This window comes from Pseudomonas sp. BN417 (assembly GCF_029871205.1).
Taxonomy (GTDB): Bacteria; Pseudomonadota; Gammaproteobacteria; order Pseudomonadales; family Pseudomonadaceae; genus Metapseudomonas.
Map to the genome: position 1 here is coordinate 1 of NZ_SSOJ01000122.1, position 13,722 is coordinate 13,722.

At 64.8% G+C, this 13,722-nt stretch carries 16 protein-coding genes; 9 read left to right on the plus strand and 7 right to left on the minus strand.

Going from position 1 to position 13,722, the window contains the following annotated elements; all coding sequences use genetic code 11:
* Positions 1-537: 537 nt before the first annotated feature.
* Complete coding sequence (locus E8F11_RS15220; RefSeq protein WP_280289663.1) at positions 538-783, minus strand: hypothetical protein; 246 nt, start codon at positions 781-783, stop codon at positions 538-540.
* A gap of 49 nt (positions 784-832) precedes the next feature.
* Positions 833-1,372 carry a cysteine hydrolase family protein gene (locus tag E8F11_RS15225; protein WP_280289664.1) on the minus strand — a complete coding sequence of 180 codons (540 nt, stop codon included), beginning with the start codon at positions 1,370-1,372 and terminating at the stop codon, positions 833-835.
* Between the two features lie 751 nt (positions 1,373-2,123).
* Here E8F11_RS15225 and E8F11_RS15230 point away from each other — a divergent pair.
* A complete protein-coding gene (locus tag E8F11_RS15230; RefSeq protein ID WP_280289665.1) occupies positions 2,124-2,918 on the plus strand; it encodes an alpha/beta hydrolase in 795 nt (264 codons plus the stop codon).
* 11 nt (positions 2,919-2,929) lie between these two features.
* Here E8F11_RS15230 and E8F11_RS15235 read toward each other — a convergent pair whose 3' ends face one another.
* Positions 2,930-4,033 carry a DUF2855 family protein gene (locus E8F11_RS15235; RefSeq protein WP_280289666.1) on the minus strand — a complete coding sequence of 368 codons (1,104 nt, stop codon included), beginning with the start codon at positions 4,031-4,033 and terminating at the stop codon, positions 2,930-2,932.
* A gap of 191 nt (positions 4,034-4,224) precedes the next feature.
* On the opposite strand from E8F11_RS15235, the gene E8F11_RS15240 reads away from it, so the two are divergent.
* From E8F11_RS15240 to E8F11_RS15260, 5 genes are all read left to right on the plus strand, one after another.
* A complete protein-coding gene (locus E8F11_RS15240; protein WP_280289667.1) occupies positions 4,225-4,626 on the plus strand; it encodes a hypothetical protein in 402 nt (133 codons plus the stop codon).
* 202 nt (positions 4,627-4,828) lie between these two features.
* Entirely contained in the window at positions 4,829-5,242 is a 414-nt protein-coding gene (locus tag E8F11_RS15245) for a PaaI family thioesterase (RefSeq protein ID WP_280289668.1), read from the plus strand.
* Positions 5,243-5,290: 48 nt separating this feature from the next.
* Complete coding sequence (locus E8F11_RS15250) at positions 5,291-5,965, plus strand: nitroreductase (protein WP_280289669.1); 675 nt, start codon at positions 5,291-5,293, stop codon at positions 5,963-5,965.
* A 101-nt stretch (positions 5,966-6,066) separates the two neighbouring features.
* A complete protein-coding gene (locus E8F11_RS15255) occupies positions 6,067-6,939 on the plus strand; it encodes a GNAT family N-acetyltransferase (protein WP_280289670.1) in 873 nt (290 codons plus the stop codon).
* Positions 6,939-7,832, plus strand: a complete 894-nt coding sequence (locus tag E8F11_RS15260; RefSeq protein WP_280289671.1) for a polysaccharide deacetylase family protein — start codon at positions 6,939-6,941, stop codon at positions 7,830-7,832. Before E8F11_RS15255 ends, E8F11_RS15260 begins: the two co-directional genes overlap by 1 nt.
* Before the next feature lie 27 nt (positions 7,833-7,859).
* Here E8F11_RS15260 and E8F11_RS15265 read toward each other — a convergent pair whose 3' ends face one another.
* Both E8F11_RS15265 and E8F11_RS15270 read right to left on the minus strand, forming a co-directional pair.
* Positions 7,860-8,651, minus strand: coding sequence for an SAM-dependent methyltransferase (locus E8F11_RS15265; RefSeq protein ID WP_280289673.1), 792 nt, complete (start codon positions 8,649-8,651; stop codon positions 7,860-7,862).
* A 77-nt stretch (positions 8,652-8,728) separates the two neighbouring features.
* Positions 8,729-8,938 carry a cold-shock protein gene (locus E8F11_RS15270; protein WP_280289674.1) on the minus strand — a complete coding sequence of 70 codons (210 nt, stop codon included), beginning with the start codon at positions 8,936-8,938 and terminating at the stop codon, positions 8,729-8,731.
* 533 nt (positions 8,939-9,471) lie between these two features.
* On the opposite strand from E8F11_RS15270, the gene E8F11_RS15275 reads away from it, so the two are divergent.
* Together E8F11_RS15275 and E8F11_RS15280 are read left to right on the plus strand one after the other, a co-directional pair.
* On the plus strand, positions 9,472-9,681 hold the full coding sequence (locus E8F11_RS15275; protein WP_280289675.1) for a cold-shock protein: 210 nt from the start codon (positions 9,472-9,474) through the stop codon (positions 9,679-9,681).
* A 114-nt stretch (positions 9,682-9,795) separates the two neighbouring features.
* On the plus strand, positions 9,796-10,548 hold the full coding sequence (locus E8F11_RS15280; protein ID WP_280289676.1) for a serine protease: 753 nt from the start codon (positions 9,796-9,798) through the stop codon (positions 10,546-10,548).
* An 18-nt stretch (positions 10,549-10,566) separates the two neighbouring features.
* Here E8F11_RS15280 and E8F11_RS15285 read toward each other — a convergent pair whose 3' ends face one another.
* Complete coding sequence (locus E8F11_RS15285; RefSeq protein ID WP_280289677.1) at positions 10,567-11,658, minus strand: hypothetical protein; 1,092 nt, start codon at positions 11,656-11,658, stop codon at positions 10,567-10,569.
* A gap of 226 nt (positions 11,659-11,884) precedes the next feature.
* Positions 11,885-13,369 (minus strand): 2-methylcitrate dehydratase, encoded by a 1,485-nt coding sequence (prpD, locus tag E8F11_RS15290; protein ID WP_280289678.1) that lies wholly within the window; start codon positions 13,367-13,369, stop codon positions 11,885-11,887.
* Positions 13,370-13,495: 126 nt separating this feature from the next.
* On the opposite strand from prpD, the gene E8F11_RS15295 reads away from it, so the two are divergent.
* A complete protein-coding gene (locus tag E8F11_RS15295; protein ID WP_280289679.1) occupies positions 13,496-13,639 on the plus strand; it encodes a hypothetical protein in 144 nt (47 codons plus the stop codon).
* The last annotated feature ends 83 nt before the right edge of the window (positions 13,640-13,722 follow it).

Sequence of the window (13,722 nt, forward strand, 5' to 3'; positions counted from 1 at the left end):
AGGGGGACGAGCGGCATGGATGCCGCGAGAGGCGTGCGGGGCCAGGGATGGCCCCTCACGCCGCGCCCCCGGAGCAATGATGGAGCGAGGGAAGTTTGGCGAAGCCAGACGGGGACGCCGAGTTCCGGATGCAGGGGCAAGCGTTTTTGGTTTCTTTTTTGTGGGCGGCATTCCGACGACTGAAAAAAGAGACTCGCCGGGAGGCGAAACAGGGACTCGCAGGCCACTCGATAAGCAACTCGGCTCTGGACGTTCGAGCAACACTTAATGCAGACATAGCCAATTCATTCGCGAAAGCAGAACCTCGTCGCCTCCTCCACCAACGCCTGGACTTGCCCTACCCAGTGAAAGGGGGCGGCCCACCTGCTCAGCCGAGGCATGGCTCCGGGTAGCTGCGCCGGCAGGGCTGGCAGCGCGTGATGGGGGGGCGGCTGCGGGCTCCTGGCCCGCCTCTGGCGGAGCGACCTACCGAGTGGTCAATTGGCTCGCGCCAGTGGCGCACCGCCATGTGCGAAAAGCATGCATTCTGAAAAAAGCTCATCGCTCATGGAGTTTGGCCGTTACGGAATGCAGTGCCGGAATGCGCCTTGGCTCCGTGACGGTCCTTTTTTGCCGTGCATCCTTGCCAGCCAACGGGCGGACCCGGTGGGCGGCCTTGCCGAAGGACGCCAAGCGCATCCCATGGGAGGCGCCATTGCTCAGCGCCAGCAGCATGGCCGGCCCGGGAGTCATCGCCACCACGCTGAAGGCGACGACGTAGAGAAACAGCGTAGAAGCGTCCATCGCGGGTTATCTCCGATAATCCCGTGGGTCGACGGGAGCTTGGGTCAAGTCAGGCGTCGATGCGCACCGCCTCGGCGGGAACCACCGCGGCGCGGACGCCGAAGCTGGTCATGTTGCCGAGGGTGATGTTGTGATGGGCGATGATCTGCGCGGCCGAGAGCACCCCGTTGTCCAGCGTCGAATGGGCGTCCGCCACCAGGACCACCTCGTAGCCCAGCGCCAGGGCGCGGCGGACCGTGGTATCGACGCAGAAGTCGCTCTGCGCGCCGCAGACGATCAATCGCTTGATCCCGCGCTCCTGGAGCGCCTGGTGCAGCTCGGTATTGTGGAAGGAGTCCGGCGTGGTCTTGCGCACCCGGATATCGCCCGGCAGTGCCGCTAGCGCCTCGGCGAGCTGCCAGCCTTCGCTGCCGAAGCGGAAGGCCCCGCTGGCCTCTTCATGCTGGATCAGGAATACCGGAGCGCCAGCATCCCTGGCCTGGGCGCTGATGGCGTTGATCCTGTCGATGACCCGGTCGATCTCGAAAGCGGCTTCGTCGCCGACACTGAGCGCGCGCTGGACGTCGATGATCAGGAGTGCTGTGGTCATGGGAGTCTTCCTTGGGGAGAAAGACGCAGCTTAAAGGGATGCGCCGATGGAGTGCCAGCGGAGCGACAGGATCGTTGGCACCACCGTTTTCTGGTTCGTCGTGGAGTGCCGCGCGAGTATTTGGCTTATGCCGGATTGGCAAGATTGTCTGAGTGCTCTGGATTGGCTCCGTGCAGCCGGATATTTCCCTCTCCCCCGGCCCCCGCCCTGCGCCCCAGCCTGATCACTTCGCGCTCAGTCGCTAATCGACACCGGAAGCGGTGCTTCCGACAGCGTGCCTCTTCGCCCCAGAGGTAGAGGGGTGACTCGCGCCTGCGAGCCCAGAGCAAACCTGAGGCTCATGTAGAGCTGAAACTGAGCACACATGGTGGGGCAGCGACATCGCCCCTTCAGAAGGCCGAGCGGAAGCGTTGCGCAGGGGGATGAGCGGCATGGATGCCGCGAGAGGCGTGTGGGGCCATGGATGGCCCCTCACGTCGTGCCCCCGGAGCGACGATGGAGGGAGGGAAGTTTGGCGAAGCCAAACCCGGATGCAGGGGCAAGTTTTTTGGTTCCTTTTCAACGACTGGAAAAGGGACTCGCCTGGGGAGGCGAAACAGAAACCCGAAGCCCACTCGGCAACGAGCTGAACAACAGAACCTCAAGCGCCCTCTTCCCCGAAATTCCGCGATAAAGTGTTTTTTTGCTACTGTCGCCCGCATCGATTTCCAGCGGCGCATAGGGCCGCCCCCCCGAACCATCGAGGTAACCCGTGCCAACCCACATCCACTCCCGGGACCTTCGTGTCGAGACCGGCCACGGCCGGCTCTTCGCCTGCATCTGGAGCGCCGACCGGCAGGGCCTGTCCGCTGAGGATGCGCCCATCGTCCTGCTCCATGACTCCCTCGGCTGCGTCGAGCTGTGGCGAGACTTCCCCGCCCAACTCGCCGCCGCCACGGGCAAGGCGGTCGTCGCCTACGATCGGCTCGGCTTCGGCAGGTCGGATGCCCATCCCGGCGAGTTGTCGGTCGGTTTCGTCGGCAACGAGGCGGAAAGCGCCTTCTCGGCGCTGAAGGAGCAACTGGGCATCCGCGACTTCATTGCCTTCGGCCATAGCGTCGGTGGTGGCATGGCCGTCCACTGCGCGGACCGCCACCGGGCGCATTGTCAGGCGCTGGTCACCGAGTCGGCCCAGGCCTTCGTCGAGGACCGCACGCTGGAAGGTATCCGCTTGGCCAAGCGGGAGTTCCAGGCGGAAGGCCAGCTGAAGCGGCTGAGCCGATATCACGGCGAAAAGGCACGCTGGGTGCTGGATGCCTGGACCGAGACCTGGCTATCGCCCGAGTTCGCCGGCTGGAACCTGGAGGCCGAGGTGCAGCGGCTGGATTGCCCGGTCCTGGCGATCCACGGCGGAAAGGACGAATTCGGCTCGGCCGCCCACCCCCAGCGGATCGCGCAGCTGACGCGGAATCACTCCCAGGTCCTGCTGATCGATGACTGCGGCCATGTGCCCCACCGGGAGAACGCCGACCTGGTGCTCCAGGCCGTAGGGGACTTTCTCCGCTAGGCGGCCGGCCACTACATCGACAGCAGGTGGCCGACCCGCGGACCGACGCGGCCCTGCAGCACGTCCTGGTAGGCGGACATCACGGCGGCCGGGCCGTGGCCGTATTCCATGACCAACCATTGCTGGGTGTAGTCGGCGAACGCCTGCCAACGATCCACCAGGGCCTGCTGGAAAGCCTGGCCGCCCACTTTCTGGATGAGCTGCTGCGCCTCCTTCGGAGCGAAGAACATCACGGGTTTCGGCCCGGGCAGCTCGGCGCCACGGCCCTGGCGTTGATTCCAGTGGGACGCGCCGACCATGCAGCTGTACTTCAGTGCCGGCGCCAGCTGGCCGTGCAGTTGGGTCAAAAGCTCGCCATTACCCGCGAAATCCACCAGCACCGAAGGCCGCTCGCCTTCCAGCTGGCCCAGTTCGTCGTAGCTCAGCACCCGGTCATAGCAGCGCAGCATCTCGACGAAGGCCTTGTTGCCCGGCGAAGTCAGGCCAACCACCTGGTAGTCCTTGCCACGGGCCTTGCGGCTGCGCGTCAGCAGGTAGGCCATGCCGATGGCGGTCTTGCTCGATGCGCTGGTCACCACCAGGTCCTCGGCGCCGAAGAACTGCTGCGCGGCGAGGAAACCGTCGAGCAGGAAGGAGGTGGTGAAGAGCGGCCGCAGCAGCATCTGCAGCGCTTCGGTGTCGCCGCGATAGAGCCCATCGCTGGCGCAGTTCAGATACTGGTTGTAGAGCGGCGGCAAGCCCTGGCGATGTGCCGCGGCGTCGACGAAGCCGCTGGGCTGCACCTTGTCCGGCGTCACCCGCAGGTGGCTGGCCATGGGGTAGAAGCCGAAGAAGCGCTCGCCAATTTCCAGCCCCGCGCAGTTCGACTTCACCACCTCGGCGAAGCCCCAGACCGGGATGATGCCCATCCCCTCCTCCCCCGCGGGAAAGAACTGCCAATAGCGCATCGTCTCGCCCAGGGCGGCATAGGTGACGTTGTTGGCGGTGAAGGCGAAGCGGTCGATACGCAGCAGCGCCTGTCCTTCGCCAAGATCCCCGGCCTGAAACTGGCCTTCCCGGACGCGGCATTCGGTGATCTGGTCGCGCTTGACCAGCAGTTCCAGGGTGTTCCCCATCAGTGCTCTCCTTCAGCGGACTGATCGTGGTTGGCCCGGCGCACGAGCCGGGCAGCCGGCACAGCGTCGAGATGACTGCGCAGCTCCGTGACAACCAGCATAGTCGCGCTCGGCAGGCCGAGGTGCCGCTCGCCAGATCGTGAATGGCACCTATGGGCAAGGGTGAATCGCCATGGCTATGATCGGTGTCCATGACCTCCTCACTTCCGATCCGCCAGCCCTGCCCGCCCGGCGCCTGCAATTGCGGGCGTGAGCAATTGCAGGAAGCGCCCGGCGCCGACCTGCGCATCCTGCTCCTGACCCGCCAGGAGGAACGGCGCCTGCTCGATCGGCTGGAAAACCTGCAGAGCCTGGAAGACCTGGAACGCATGCAGCGGCGGATGTACGAACAGCTGGGTATTCGCCTGGCGATCGCCCCGGGCTTCAACGAAGTGCGCAGCATGCGCGGCATCGACATCCGCATCGACGAACTGCCTGGCCTCTGCCGCAAGACCCGTCAGTCGATCCCGGCGGCCATCCGTCGGGGACTGGAGAAGCACCCGGAAATCGCCTACCGCCTGCTCGATGCCCACGACCTCCTGCGCAACGCCTGAAACGCCCATCCGGTACCCCACCCTGGTTCGCCCCGATTGCCTTGTCGCTTGACGTTGTGGCAGCGTCATACCTTTCCTGCGCTCGACAGCCATGTCGCGCAAGGCCCTGCGCCCTTGCCGAAGGCTGTCTCGCGCTGATGGCGACGAGCCGGCGAAGCCTTGCCGGCCGTCCTGGCGTTCGTCAGCTGACAAGGAGTCCGGTGTGGCCGACAAAGAACAGATTGCTCGATTCATCAAGACAGAGTTTCCCCAGACCCGCGTCGTGGTCGAAGCGGTCGGCGACCGCTGCGCGACGGTATCCCAGGAGGTGGGCGAAGCAGATCTGCGCCCCGGCGGCACGGTATCGGGGCCGACGCTGATGGCCATAGCCGACGTGGCGCTCTATGTCGCCTTGCTCGGCGAGATCGGTATCGTCCCCCTGGCCGTCACCACCAGCCTGACCATCAATTTCCTCAGGAAGCCCGAAGCCCGCCAGCGCATCAGGGGCGAATGCCGGCTGATGAAGGTCGGCAAGACCTTGGCGATCGGCGAGGTTTCGCTCTATTCGGAAGGACTTGCCGAGCCGGTGGCCCATGTCGTGGGCACCTACTCCATTCCGCCGGCGCACCTGCGCTGACGGACTCCCCGACGCCGTCGCGCGGCGCCCGCCATGAGGACCCCATCGATGTCCGTAGCCGAACTCCTGAGAAAACGCATTTCGGTCCGCGCCTTCACCGACCAGCCCGTCGACCAGGCGACCGTGCATCGCCTGCTCGACAGTGCGCGCTGGTCGCCATCGGGCGGCAACCTGCAGCCCTGGAAGGTGATTGTGGTCAGCGGCGCCGAAAAGACGACGCTGGAACGTCTCGCGGTGGAAACCCTGCTGAAGGCGCCCAAGGGCGAGGCCGGCGAATTCCCCATCTACCCCGAGGGCCTCGAGGAGCCCTACCGCTCCCGACGCTACAAGATCGGCGAAGACCTGTACGCGCAACTGGGCATTCCCCGGGAAGACAAGCCCGCGCGCCTGCGCCAGGTGGCGCGCAACTATCAGTTCTTCGGTGCGCCGGTCGGGATTTTCTTCGTCATCGATCGCTGCATGGGCCACGGGCAGTGGGCCCACCTCGGCATGTTCATGCAATCGCTGGCCCTGGCCGCCGAGGAGCAGGGGCTGGCGACCTGCATGCAGGAGGCCTGGGGCATGGTACGCGAGCGCCTGCACCGGCATTTCGAGCTGCCCGAACGGGAGCTGGTCTATTGCGGCATGGCCCTCGGTCATCCCGAACCCGGGGCGCCGGTCAATGGCCTTCGCTCCGAGCGGGCGCCGGTCGAAGCCTTCGCGGTGTTCAAGGGATTCGCCTGACGCGCCCGCCACTGGAGCTGGAGCGGGCCCCGGGTTGACGCTATACCGAAAGCATTCGAACGCGGACCCGCGCTCGACTGGTCACCGGGGAGGGCTTCGCGATGTCGGATCAGCTGGTGATACGCAACATGACCCGCTCCGAGCTGGACGAGCTCGTCGGCTGGGCCGCGCGCGAAGGCTGGAATCCCGGCCTTCACGATGCAGGGCTGTTCTGGGGCACGGACCCCGCCGCCTTCATCGCGGCCCAACTGGACGGCGAGCTGATCGGCGGCGGCGCCATCACCTCCTATGGTGGCGAGTTCGGCTTCATGGGATTTTTCATCGTCCGCCCGGAGTACCGCGGGCAGGGCCTCGGCAACACCCTCTGGCACGCCCGTCGCGAGCGCTTGATCGCCCGCCTGAAAACCGGAGCGAGCATCGGCATGGATGGTGTCTTCGCCATGCAGGACTACTACGCCAAGGGCGGCTTCGTGTTTTCCCATCGCAACCTGCGTTTTCGCGCGGAGATCCCCGCGCGCCCGACCGTCCCACCGCCTGGCGACGAAGAACTGGTGCCGCTGGGCGCCCTGCCCTTCGAACAGGTGCTCGACTACGACCGTACCTGCTTCCCTGCCCCGCGCCCGACCTTCCTCAGCGGCTGGATAGCCCAGCCCGATGCGCTCGCCCTCGCCTGCCGGCGCGATGGCGAGCTGAGCGGCTATGGCGTGGTGCGGCGCTGCGCTGAGGGTTGCAAGATCGGCCCGTTGTTCGCCGACGACGCCCAGGCTGCCGAAGCGCTCTACGCGCACCTGGCCCTGTTCGCCGCAGGCGGCCAGCTGTTCCTCGACGCGCCGGAGAACAACCCGGCGGCGATGGAGCTCGTGCAGCGACACGGGATGACCGAAGTCTTCGGCTGCGCACGGATGTATCTCGGCCCCGCTCCCGCGCTCCGGCACGAGCGGGTCTTCGGCGTCACCACCTTCGAGCTGGGCTGATGGCCGAGCGCGACCTGGTCGGTTACGGCGGCCACCCACCCCAGCCGCACTGGCCGGGGAATGCCCGCATCGCGCTGCAATTCGTACTGAACGTCGAGGAAGGCGCGGAGTCCTGCATCCTCAATGGCGATACCCAGTCCGAAGCCTATCTCCACGAGCTGCCGGGCCGGCCGCCACGCCTGGGCGAGCGCGACCTGAGCGTCGAGGGCATGTACGAATACGGCTCTCGGGCCGGCGTGTGGCGCATCCTCGATCTGTTCAATGCGCGGAGCTTGCCGCTGACCGCCTTCGCCGTGGGCCGGGCCCTGGAGCTTGCCCCCGAGATCGGCCAGGCGCTCGGCGCTGCCGGCCACGAGGTCGCAGGACATGGCTACCGCTGGCTCGACTATCGCGGCATTCCGGAAGACGAAGAGCGCCGCCATATCCGCCTGACCCTCGAGGTGATCGAGCGCCTCTGCGGCAAGCGGCCGGTGGGCTGGTATACGGGGCGGGTCAGCCCGAATACCCGGCGCCTGCTACGCGAGGAAGGAGAGTTGCTCTACAGCTCGGACGCCTACAACGATGACCTGCCCTACTGGCTCCCCGGCTCGCCGCCGCACCTGGTGATTCCCTACACCCTGGTCAACAACGATGCCCGCTATCTGTTGCCGAATGGCTTTGCCTCCGGGGAGGACTTCTTCCGCCTGCTCCAGGACGCCTTCGACCTGCTCTGGCAGGAGGGCGCGAAGCAGCCGAAGATGATGAGCGTCGGCCTCCACGGCCGCATCAGCGGCCATCCCGCCCGGGCGATGGCCCTGGCCCGCTTCCTCGATCATGTTCAAGGTCACGACGCGGTGTGGATCTGCCGGCGGGAGGAGATTGCCCGGCACTGGATGAACAATCATCCCGCTTGAGGCAGTGCGCAAGCCGGGTCGTCCTGTTTACTGATTGAACCGGGCATCGTCGCGCTGGAAATGCAGCAGCGAGCCCTGGAAAGCCTCGCCATTGCCGAGGATGCAATCCGCCTGGCTGATGCTTCCCGCATATTCCAGCTCGGACATTTCCTCGCAGAGCACGGACCTGTTGGGCCGGTTGGGGTCGACGATGAACACCTCCACCTTGTCGGCCGAATGACGGTCGATGAAGTTGGCGAGCAGGGCTGGCTGGTCCCATTCGTAGATGAGGTCACTGCCGATGATCAGGTCGAACATGCCCAGTTCTTCGTTGACCTTGGACCAGTCCGCAGCCTGGTATTTGATCGGGGCGAGATTGTTCAGCCGCAGGTTTTCATCGAGGAATTCGGGAATCATCGGGTGATAGTCGCTGACCGTGATATCGCCCCCGCGTCGATGCACCACCAGGCTGGCCAGCGCGAGGCCGGCGCCCACTTCGAGGATGCGCTTTCCCGCAAGGTCCATCGTCAGCATGGAGCGCGCGAGGACCTGGCCCGATGGCCAGACCTGGCCGAATAGGGGCCAGCTGTCGGGGCAGATGCCCAGGCGCTCCGCTTCGAGTTCGGGATCGTGATACTGCTGATGATCGAACAGCGAGCGGATATTGAACTCCATGCCGCCGATCGATATTTCCTGATACTTAACCTGATAACCAAGCATGCGGAACTCTTGAGGACGATGATCCATGCCGGCCAAAGCACAGGGTTTGCTATCGCGATACAAATCACCCGCAGATCCAGGCGCTTGCGAATAGCAAAAATGATCCACACCAGCGATCAATCTGGTGGGCTATTTCAAATTTCAAACATCGAAAATGAAAAAGCCCCGCAACGCGGGGCTTTCTTTGCCGGAAAGTCTCAGACTGCCTGGACTTTTTCCGCCTGCAGGCCTTTCGGGCCCTTGACCACTTCGAAGGTCACGGCCTGGCCTTCAGCGAGGCTCTTGAAGCCAGTGCTTTCGATGGCGCGGAAGTGTACGAATACATCCGGGCCTTCGGTCGGGGTGATGAAGCCGAAGCCTTTCTCATCGTTGAACCACTTGACGGTGCCAGATTGACGATTGGACATTTCATATCTCCAAGTTGATAACTGAATAATCCTGAGTTCGAATTCAGGAAGTTACTGAGTTGCGAAGCCTGTAACGAATCAAGGAGATGTAAGAATATCAATCAGAGCATCAAGCCAAGTATCGCAGAGACAACTGCAGAACAGTGGCGCGACTATACCCGGTTGGGCGGCTTTGTACAGGTTTATTTTCCGGGCACCAGGACAGACCCGAACCGCGCAAGGAAGCCACTGGGAGCGGCCATTTCCCGACCCTGTGCCTTCGTCTGCCAGGCCCCGGCAAGTGCGTGCACCGCCCCTCACCCGCACGGTGTGGGCTTGGGAGCGGACTCACCGTTCGGCGGTTTCCCGGCAACTGGCCGGGCGGTCCATCACCAAGGTTGTATAGTCTTCTGGCTGCTGTGCAGAGTGTCACTGCGACACTGATCTGATGACCCGCCGTTCTTCATCGCCTCGGTCTCTCTATTACTTTGCACTCAGCCCGGCAGGCTGCGCGCGGTTGTTGCCGGTCGTCCAGAAAACCCGGGAGATGCGAAATGTCCAATCGCCAACGCGGCACCGTCAAATGGTTCAACGATGAAAAAGGCTTCGGTTTCATTACCCCCGAACAGGGCCCTGACGTGTTCGTACACTTCCGTGCGATCGAAGGCACCGGTTTCAAGAGCCTGAGCGAAGGCCAGGCCGTGACGTTCGTGGTCACCCAGGGTGCCAAGGGGCCGCAGGCCGAACAGGTGCAACTCGCCTGACCGCAAACCAGGCCCCGTCGAGATGGGCTTGCCGCCCGTTCGGTGCCCATCCCCCTTTCGCCACGTGCAGGTCGTTGAGGGACGTAGAGCTGAGTCGCAGCCAGGAGTGACAGGATGGACGGTTCCCGCTTGAGACCGCCAATCGACCCGTTGCTGCTGAGCACAGTGCTCATCCGTACCTTCAACGGCGAGGCAGGCCTGACCAACGCCACCGGTTTCCTCTTCGCCAGGGGGGGCCGACTTTTCCTGGTGACCAGCGGGCACGTCCTGTTCGATGAGCCGAGCGCTCATTTTCCCAGCCACGTGACCCTGGAATTGCACACCAACGCCGAGAACCTGGCGGAAGTGGCACAGGTGCGCCTCCCGCTCTACCGGAATGGCTTGAGCCTTTGGCACCAGGCCACCGATGATGCCGGCCAGATCGATGTCGCCACCCTGGAGCTGGACCGCACCCTGCTCCCGGCCACGGCGCTCTACCGGCCCTTCAGCGAGCACCAGTTGCTCGATAGCGGAGACGCCATCGAGGTGGGCAGCTCGCTGCTGGTGATCGGCTATCCACTCGGCTTCCACGACCCCTTGCACCGCACGCCGGTGGCACGCCACGGCATAGTCGCCTCGCCATTCGGCTTGCGCTTCCAGGGCAAAGGCTACTTCCTGGTGGATGCGCGGACCCATCGGGGCAGCAGCGGCGCTCCCGTGGTGATGCGCACGACGGGCGGCCATGAAGCGGACTTCCCCTGGATTCTGCTCGGCGTGCACTCCTCACGCCTGGATGACAGATCGCGCGATGCCGAGCTGGACGAGGCCCTGGGCCTGAACTGCGCGTGGTACGCCGATGTACTGTTATCACTGACCCGGCCGTCCTAGCCTTGCTGATTCGCCCCCTCACTCTCCAGGCAAGGGCACTACCCTGGGCACCGGCTCGAACTGGATGGGCAGGGTTTCCGTCCGGCTGAGGCTTCCCTCGATCTGCCCGGACAGGTGGTAGACCCCGGCCATTACACCGGTGTCGGGATTGCGCAACAGCTCCAGCCATTCTTCGTCGAAGGCCTCGTTGAGGTTCGTACGCAGCCGCTTCTCCATTGCCGGCCGTTCGTTCTCCCGGGCCATGGCGGTGAATCCCGCCACGCCGATAGAGATCACGGTGCCGGCGACCCGCCCGGCGAAGGTACCGATGACACTGGCCACGCCACTGGTAGTCATCTCGGACTCCAGTTGCTCGCTGGTGCGTAGGGTTATCGACGACAATCCCGCGTCCGTCATCCAGGCACCCGCGCCACTCGGGGTATTGCTGATGCGATCGATCAGGGCGACGTAGGCCGGCAGCTCTTCGAGGGGATCGGCATGGATGAGCTGGTATAGCGAGGCGCTGTGCTCGGGGGGCGGCGCCAGCTCGATCGCCGGAATCTTCTGCAGATGCCGGTCGAACTGGTCCATGGGCACGCCACGGCGTTGGGGGATCGACTGCAGGCTTGCCTCAAGCTGGCGGACGTAGAGGCTGGTGGCCTGCGCCATCACCCCATCGGGATTGATCTCCCCGGAAACCGGGTCCAGTACGCGGTCGTTGTATTCCTCCTGCAGGTAGCCAGCGAGGCGGTTTACCGTCTGCTCCTTCTCGCCGTCGGAAGTCATTCGGTACCAGGCCACCTTCATGCTCAGCCATTGGCGGGTCCAATAGCTGGAGAACCAGGGAATGAAGTTGGTGTCGGTGCGCTTGTAGACCAGGTCCATCCAGTCTTCCATGGAATTGTGGGCGTAACTCTCGGCCTGGCCCGTTGCAGCCAGCGAGGCGGCGACGATATCGCGGTCGACCAGTTGCCAGGTGCTTGCCGAGACCGGCACCGCCGGTGCCTCAGGGGCTCGCGAGGCGCACCCCGCCAGCGCCACCAGCCACGCGACGAACAGCGCACGAAATATCAAGCTGCCGGGCCGGAACAGGACCCTTCCTGTTCCCGTGATGCCCGTCACGGCGCTCATGGGGTCAGACCATCCGCCGGCCTCTCGGCCAACCTCTCTCATCCGGCAAGCGGCACACATCCCGCCGCCTTGCCGCCCCCCTCCAACGGAACGCAAAACGCGCCCGACCAAGGTCCATTGAGTATACGAGCCTGCCATCGCGCCAGGGCGTAGCCTGACGACCTGCCACGAAACGTTGGCCACGCAACGGCCTATCCCGAGGAGCCGCTGGCAGCGGCGCCAGCCCTCAGCCTGCGAACAGCTCCATGAAGCGGTCCACTGCAGTCGCCTCCAGCGCCGCCTGGTCCTTGCATAGCGCAGCTATCAGCGCGCAGCGCTGAGGCGCGAACCGGGTGGCCAGGCTGGCCTTGAACTTCTCTTCCAGCAACGGGATGCCCTCGGCGCGCCGGCGGCGATGACCGACCGGGTACTCCACTTCCTCCAGAGCAGTGCTGCTGCCGTCCTTGAAGAACACCTGCACGGCATTGGCGATGGAGCGTTTGTCGGGCTCCAGGTATTCACGGCTGTAACGCGGGTCCTCGACTATCTCCATCCTGCCGCGCAGCTGGTCGATGATCGGGTTGGCCTGGTGGAAGTCGTCCTCGTAGTGTTCAGCGACCAGCCCGCCAAAGGCCAGGGCCACGGCGGTCATGTACTGGATGCAGTGGTCGCGGTCGGCGGCGTTGGCCAGGGGGCCGACCTTGGAAATGATGCGGATGGCCGATTCCTGGGTGACGATGCGGATGCGATCGATTTCCTGCAGGCGGTCCTTGACCTGCGGATGCAGGCGCACCGCCGCTTCGCACGCGGTCTGGCCGTGGAACTCGGCCGGGTAGCTGACCTTGAACAGGATGTTCTCCATCACGTAGCAGCCGAAGCCCTGGAGCAGGCTGAAGCGGCGCTTGTCCTCCGGTTTCGTCGCCAGGTCCTTGTTGGTGTGGCTGAAGGACACGTCGTAGAAGCCCCATTGAGGTGCGCTCAGCACGCCGGGAATGCCCATCTCGCCGCGCAGGGCGATATCGGCCAGGCGTACGCCGCGGCTAGTGGCGTCGCCGGCGGCCCAGGACTTGCGCGAGCCGGCGTTCGGCGCATGGCGGTAGGTGCGCAGCGCCTGGCCATCCACCAGGGCCTGGGAAATGGCCGAGAGCAGCTGCTCGCGATCGGCCCCCATCAGCCAGGCGCAGACAGCGGTGGACGCCAGCTTGACCAGCACTACATGGTCCAGGCCGACGCGGTTGAAGGAGTTCTCCAGGGCGAACACCCCCTGGATTTCGTGAGCCTTGACCATGGCCTCCAGCACCACCCGCATCGTCAGTGGTGCTTCGCCCCAGGCCAGGCGCCGCTGCGACAAGTGGTCGGCCACCGCGAGAATGCCGCCGAGGTTATCCGAGGGGTGACCCCATTCGGCCGCCAGCCAGGTGTCGTTGAAATCCAGCCAGCGGATCATCGCGCCCAGGTCCCAGGCGGCCTTGACCGGGTCCAGTCGAAAGCTGGTGCCCGGCACCCGCGCGCCATGGGGCACCAGGGTGCCCTCCACCTGCGGGCCGAGCAGCTTGGTGCACTCGGGAAAACGCAACGCCAGCAAGGCGCAACCGAGGCTGTCCATCAGGCAGTTGCGCGCGGTATCCAGGGCCTCCGCAGACTCGACCCGGTAATCCAGCACGTAGTCGGCGATGTCCTGGATCACCTGGTCGTAAGGGGGCCGCTGGTTCAGGTCGACATTGCTGCTCATGGTCTAGCCTCCACGTTCACCGATGGCTCCAGTGTATGCCTGGCAGACCGCCGGGCGACCGGCGGTCGTCGAGCGGACCCAGGTTGTGCTGGGCTTAGGGAAAGGATCCCGCCAAAGGAGCCCGCGATGAACACCGACCCGAATGTGCGTACACCCGCGCCCAGGCCCCAGGGCCCCAGCCAGCCGCCGCAGCAGGTTCCGGCGCCGGATGTGAAGCGTATGAGCGACAACGCGCCAAGCAAGAACAAGAAGCCGGATGACTGGGACTGATGCCCTGGTCCCGGATCTCATCCGGGACACGACCTGACACCCCGTAGGGTGTGCCATGCGCACCAGGGATCCCGCATATGGAG

What these genes read in the sequence shown, in the direction of transcription:
- E8F11_RS15240 (WP_280289667.1), top strand. Translation starts at nt 4,225, where the DNA reads ATGACCTCCTCACTTCCGATCCGCCAGCCCTGCCCGCCCGGCGCCTGC.
- prpD (WP_280289678.1), bottom strand. Translation starts at nt 13,369, where the DNA reads ATGAGCAGCAATGTCGACCTGAACCAGCGGCCCCCTTACGACCAGGTG.
- E8F11_RS15235 (WP_280289666.1), bottom strand. Translation starts at nt 4,033, where the DNA reads ATGGGGAACACCCTGGAACTGCTGGTCAAGCGCGACCAGATCACCGAA.
- E8F11_RS15280 (WP_280289676.1), top strand. Translation starts at nt 9,796, where the DNA reads ATGGACGGTTCCCGCTTGAGACCGCCAATCGACCCGTTGCTGCTGAGC.
- E8F11_RS15275 (WP_280289675.1), top strand. Translation starts at nt 9,472, where the DNA reads ATGTCCAATCGCCAACGCGGCACCGTCAAATGGTTCAACGATGAAAAA.
- E8F11_RS15270 (WP_280289674.1), bottom strand. Translation starts at nt 8,938, where the DNA reads ATGTCCAATCGTCAATCTGGCACCGTCAAGTGGTTCAACGATGAGAAA.
- E8F11_RS15285 (WP_280289677.1), bottom strand. Translation starts at nt 11,658, where the DNA reads ATGAGCGCCGTGACGGGCATCACGGGAACAGGAAGGGTCCTGTTCCGG.
- E8F11_RS15295 (WP_280289679.1), top strand. Translation starts at nt 13,496, where the DNA reads ATGAACACCGACCCGAATGTGCGTACACCCGCGCCCAGGCCCCAGGGC.
- E8F11_RS15260 (WP_280289671.1), top strand. Translation starts at nt 6,939, where the DNA reads ATGGCCGAGCGCGACCTGGTCGGTTACGGCGGCCACCCACCCCAGCCG.
- E8F11_RS15250 (WP_280289669.1), top strand. Translation starts at nt 5,291, where the DNA reads ATGTCCGTAGCCGAACTCCTGAGAAAACGCATTTCGGTCCGCGCCTTC.
- E8F11_RS15255 (WP_280289670.1), top strand. Translation starts at nt 6,067, where the DNA reads ATGTCGGATCAGCTGGTGATACGCAACATGACCCGCTCCGAGCTGGAC.
- E8F11_RS15220 (WP_280289663.1), bottom strand. Translation starts at nt 783, where the DNA reads ATGGACGCTTCTACGCTGTTTCTCTACGTCGTCGCCTTCAGCGTGGTG.
- E8F11_RS15225 (WP_280289664.1), bottom strand. Translation starts at nt 1,372, where the DNA reads ATGACCACAGCACTCCTGATCATCGACGTCCAGCGCGCGCTCAGTGTC.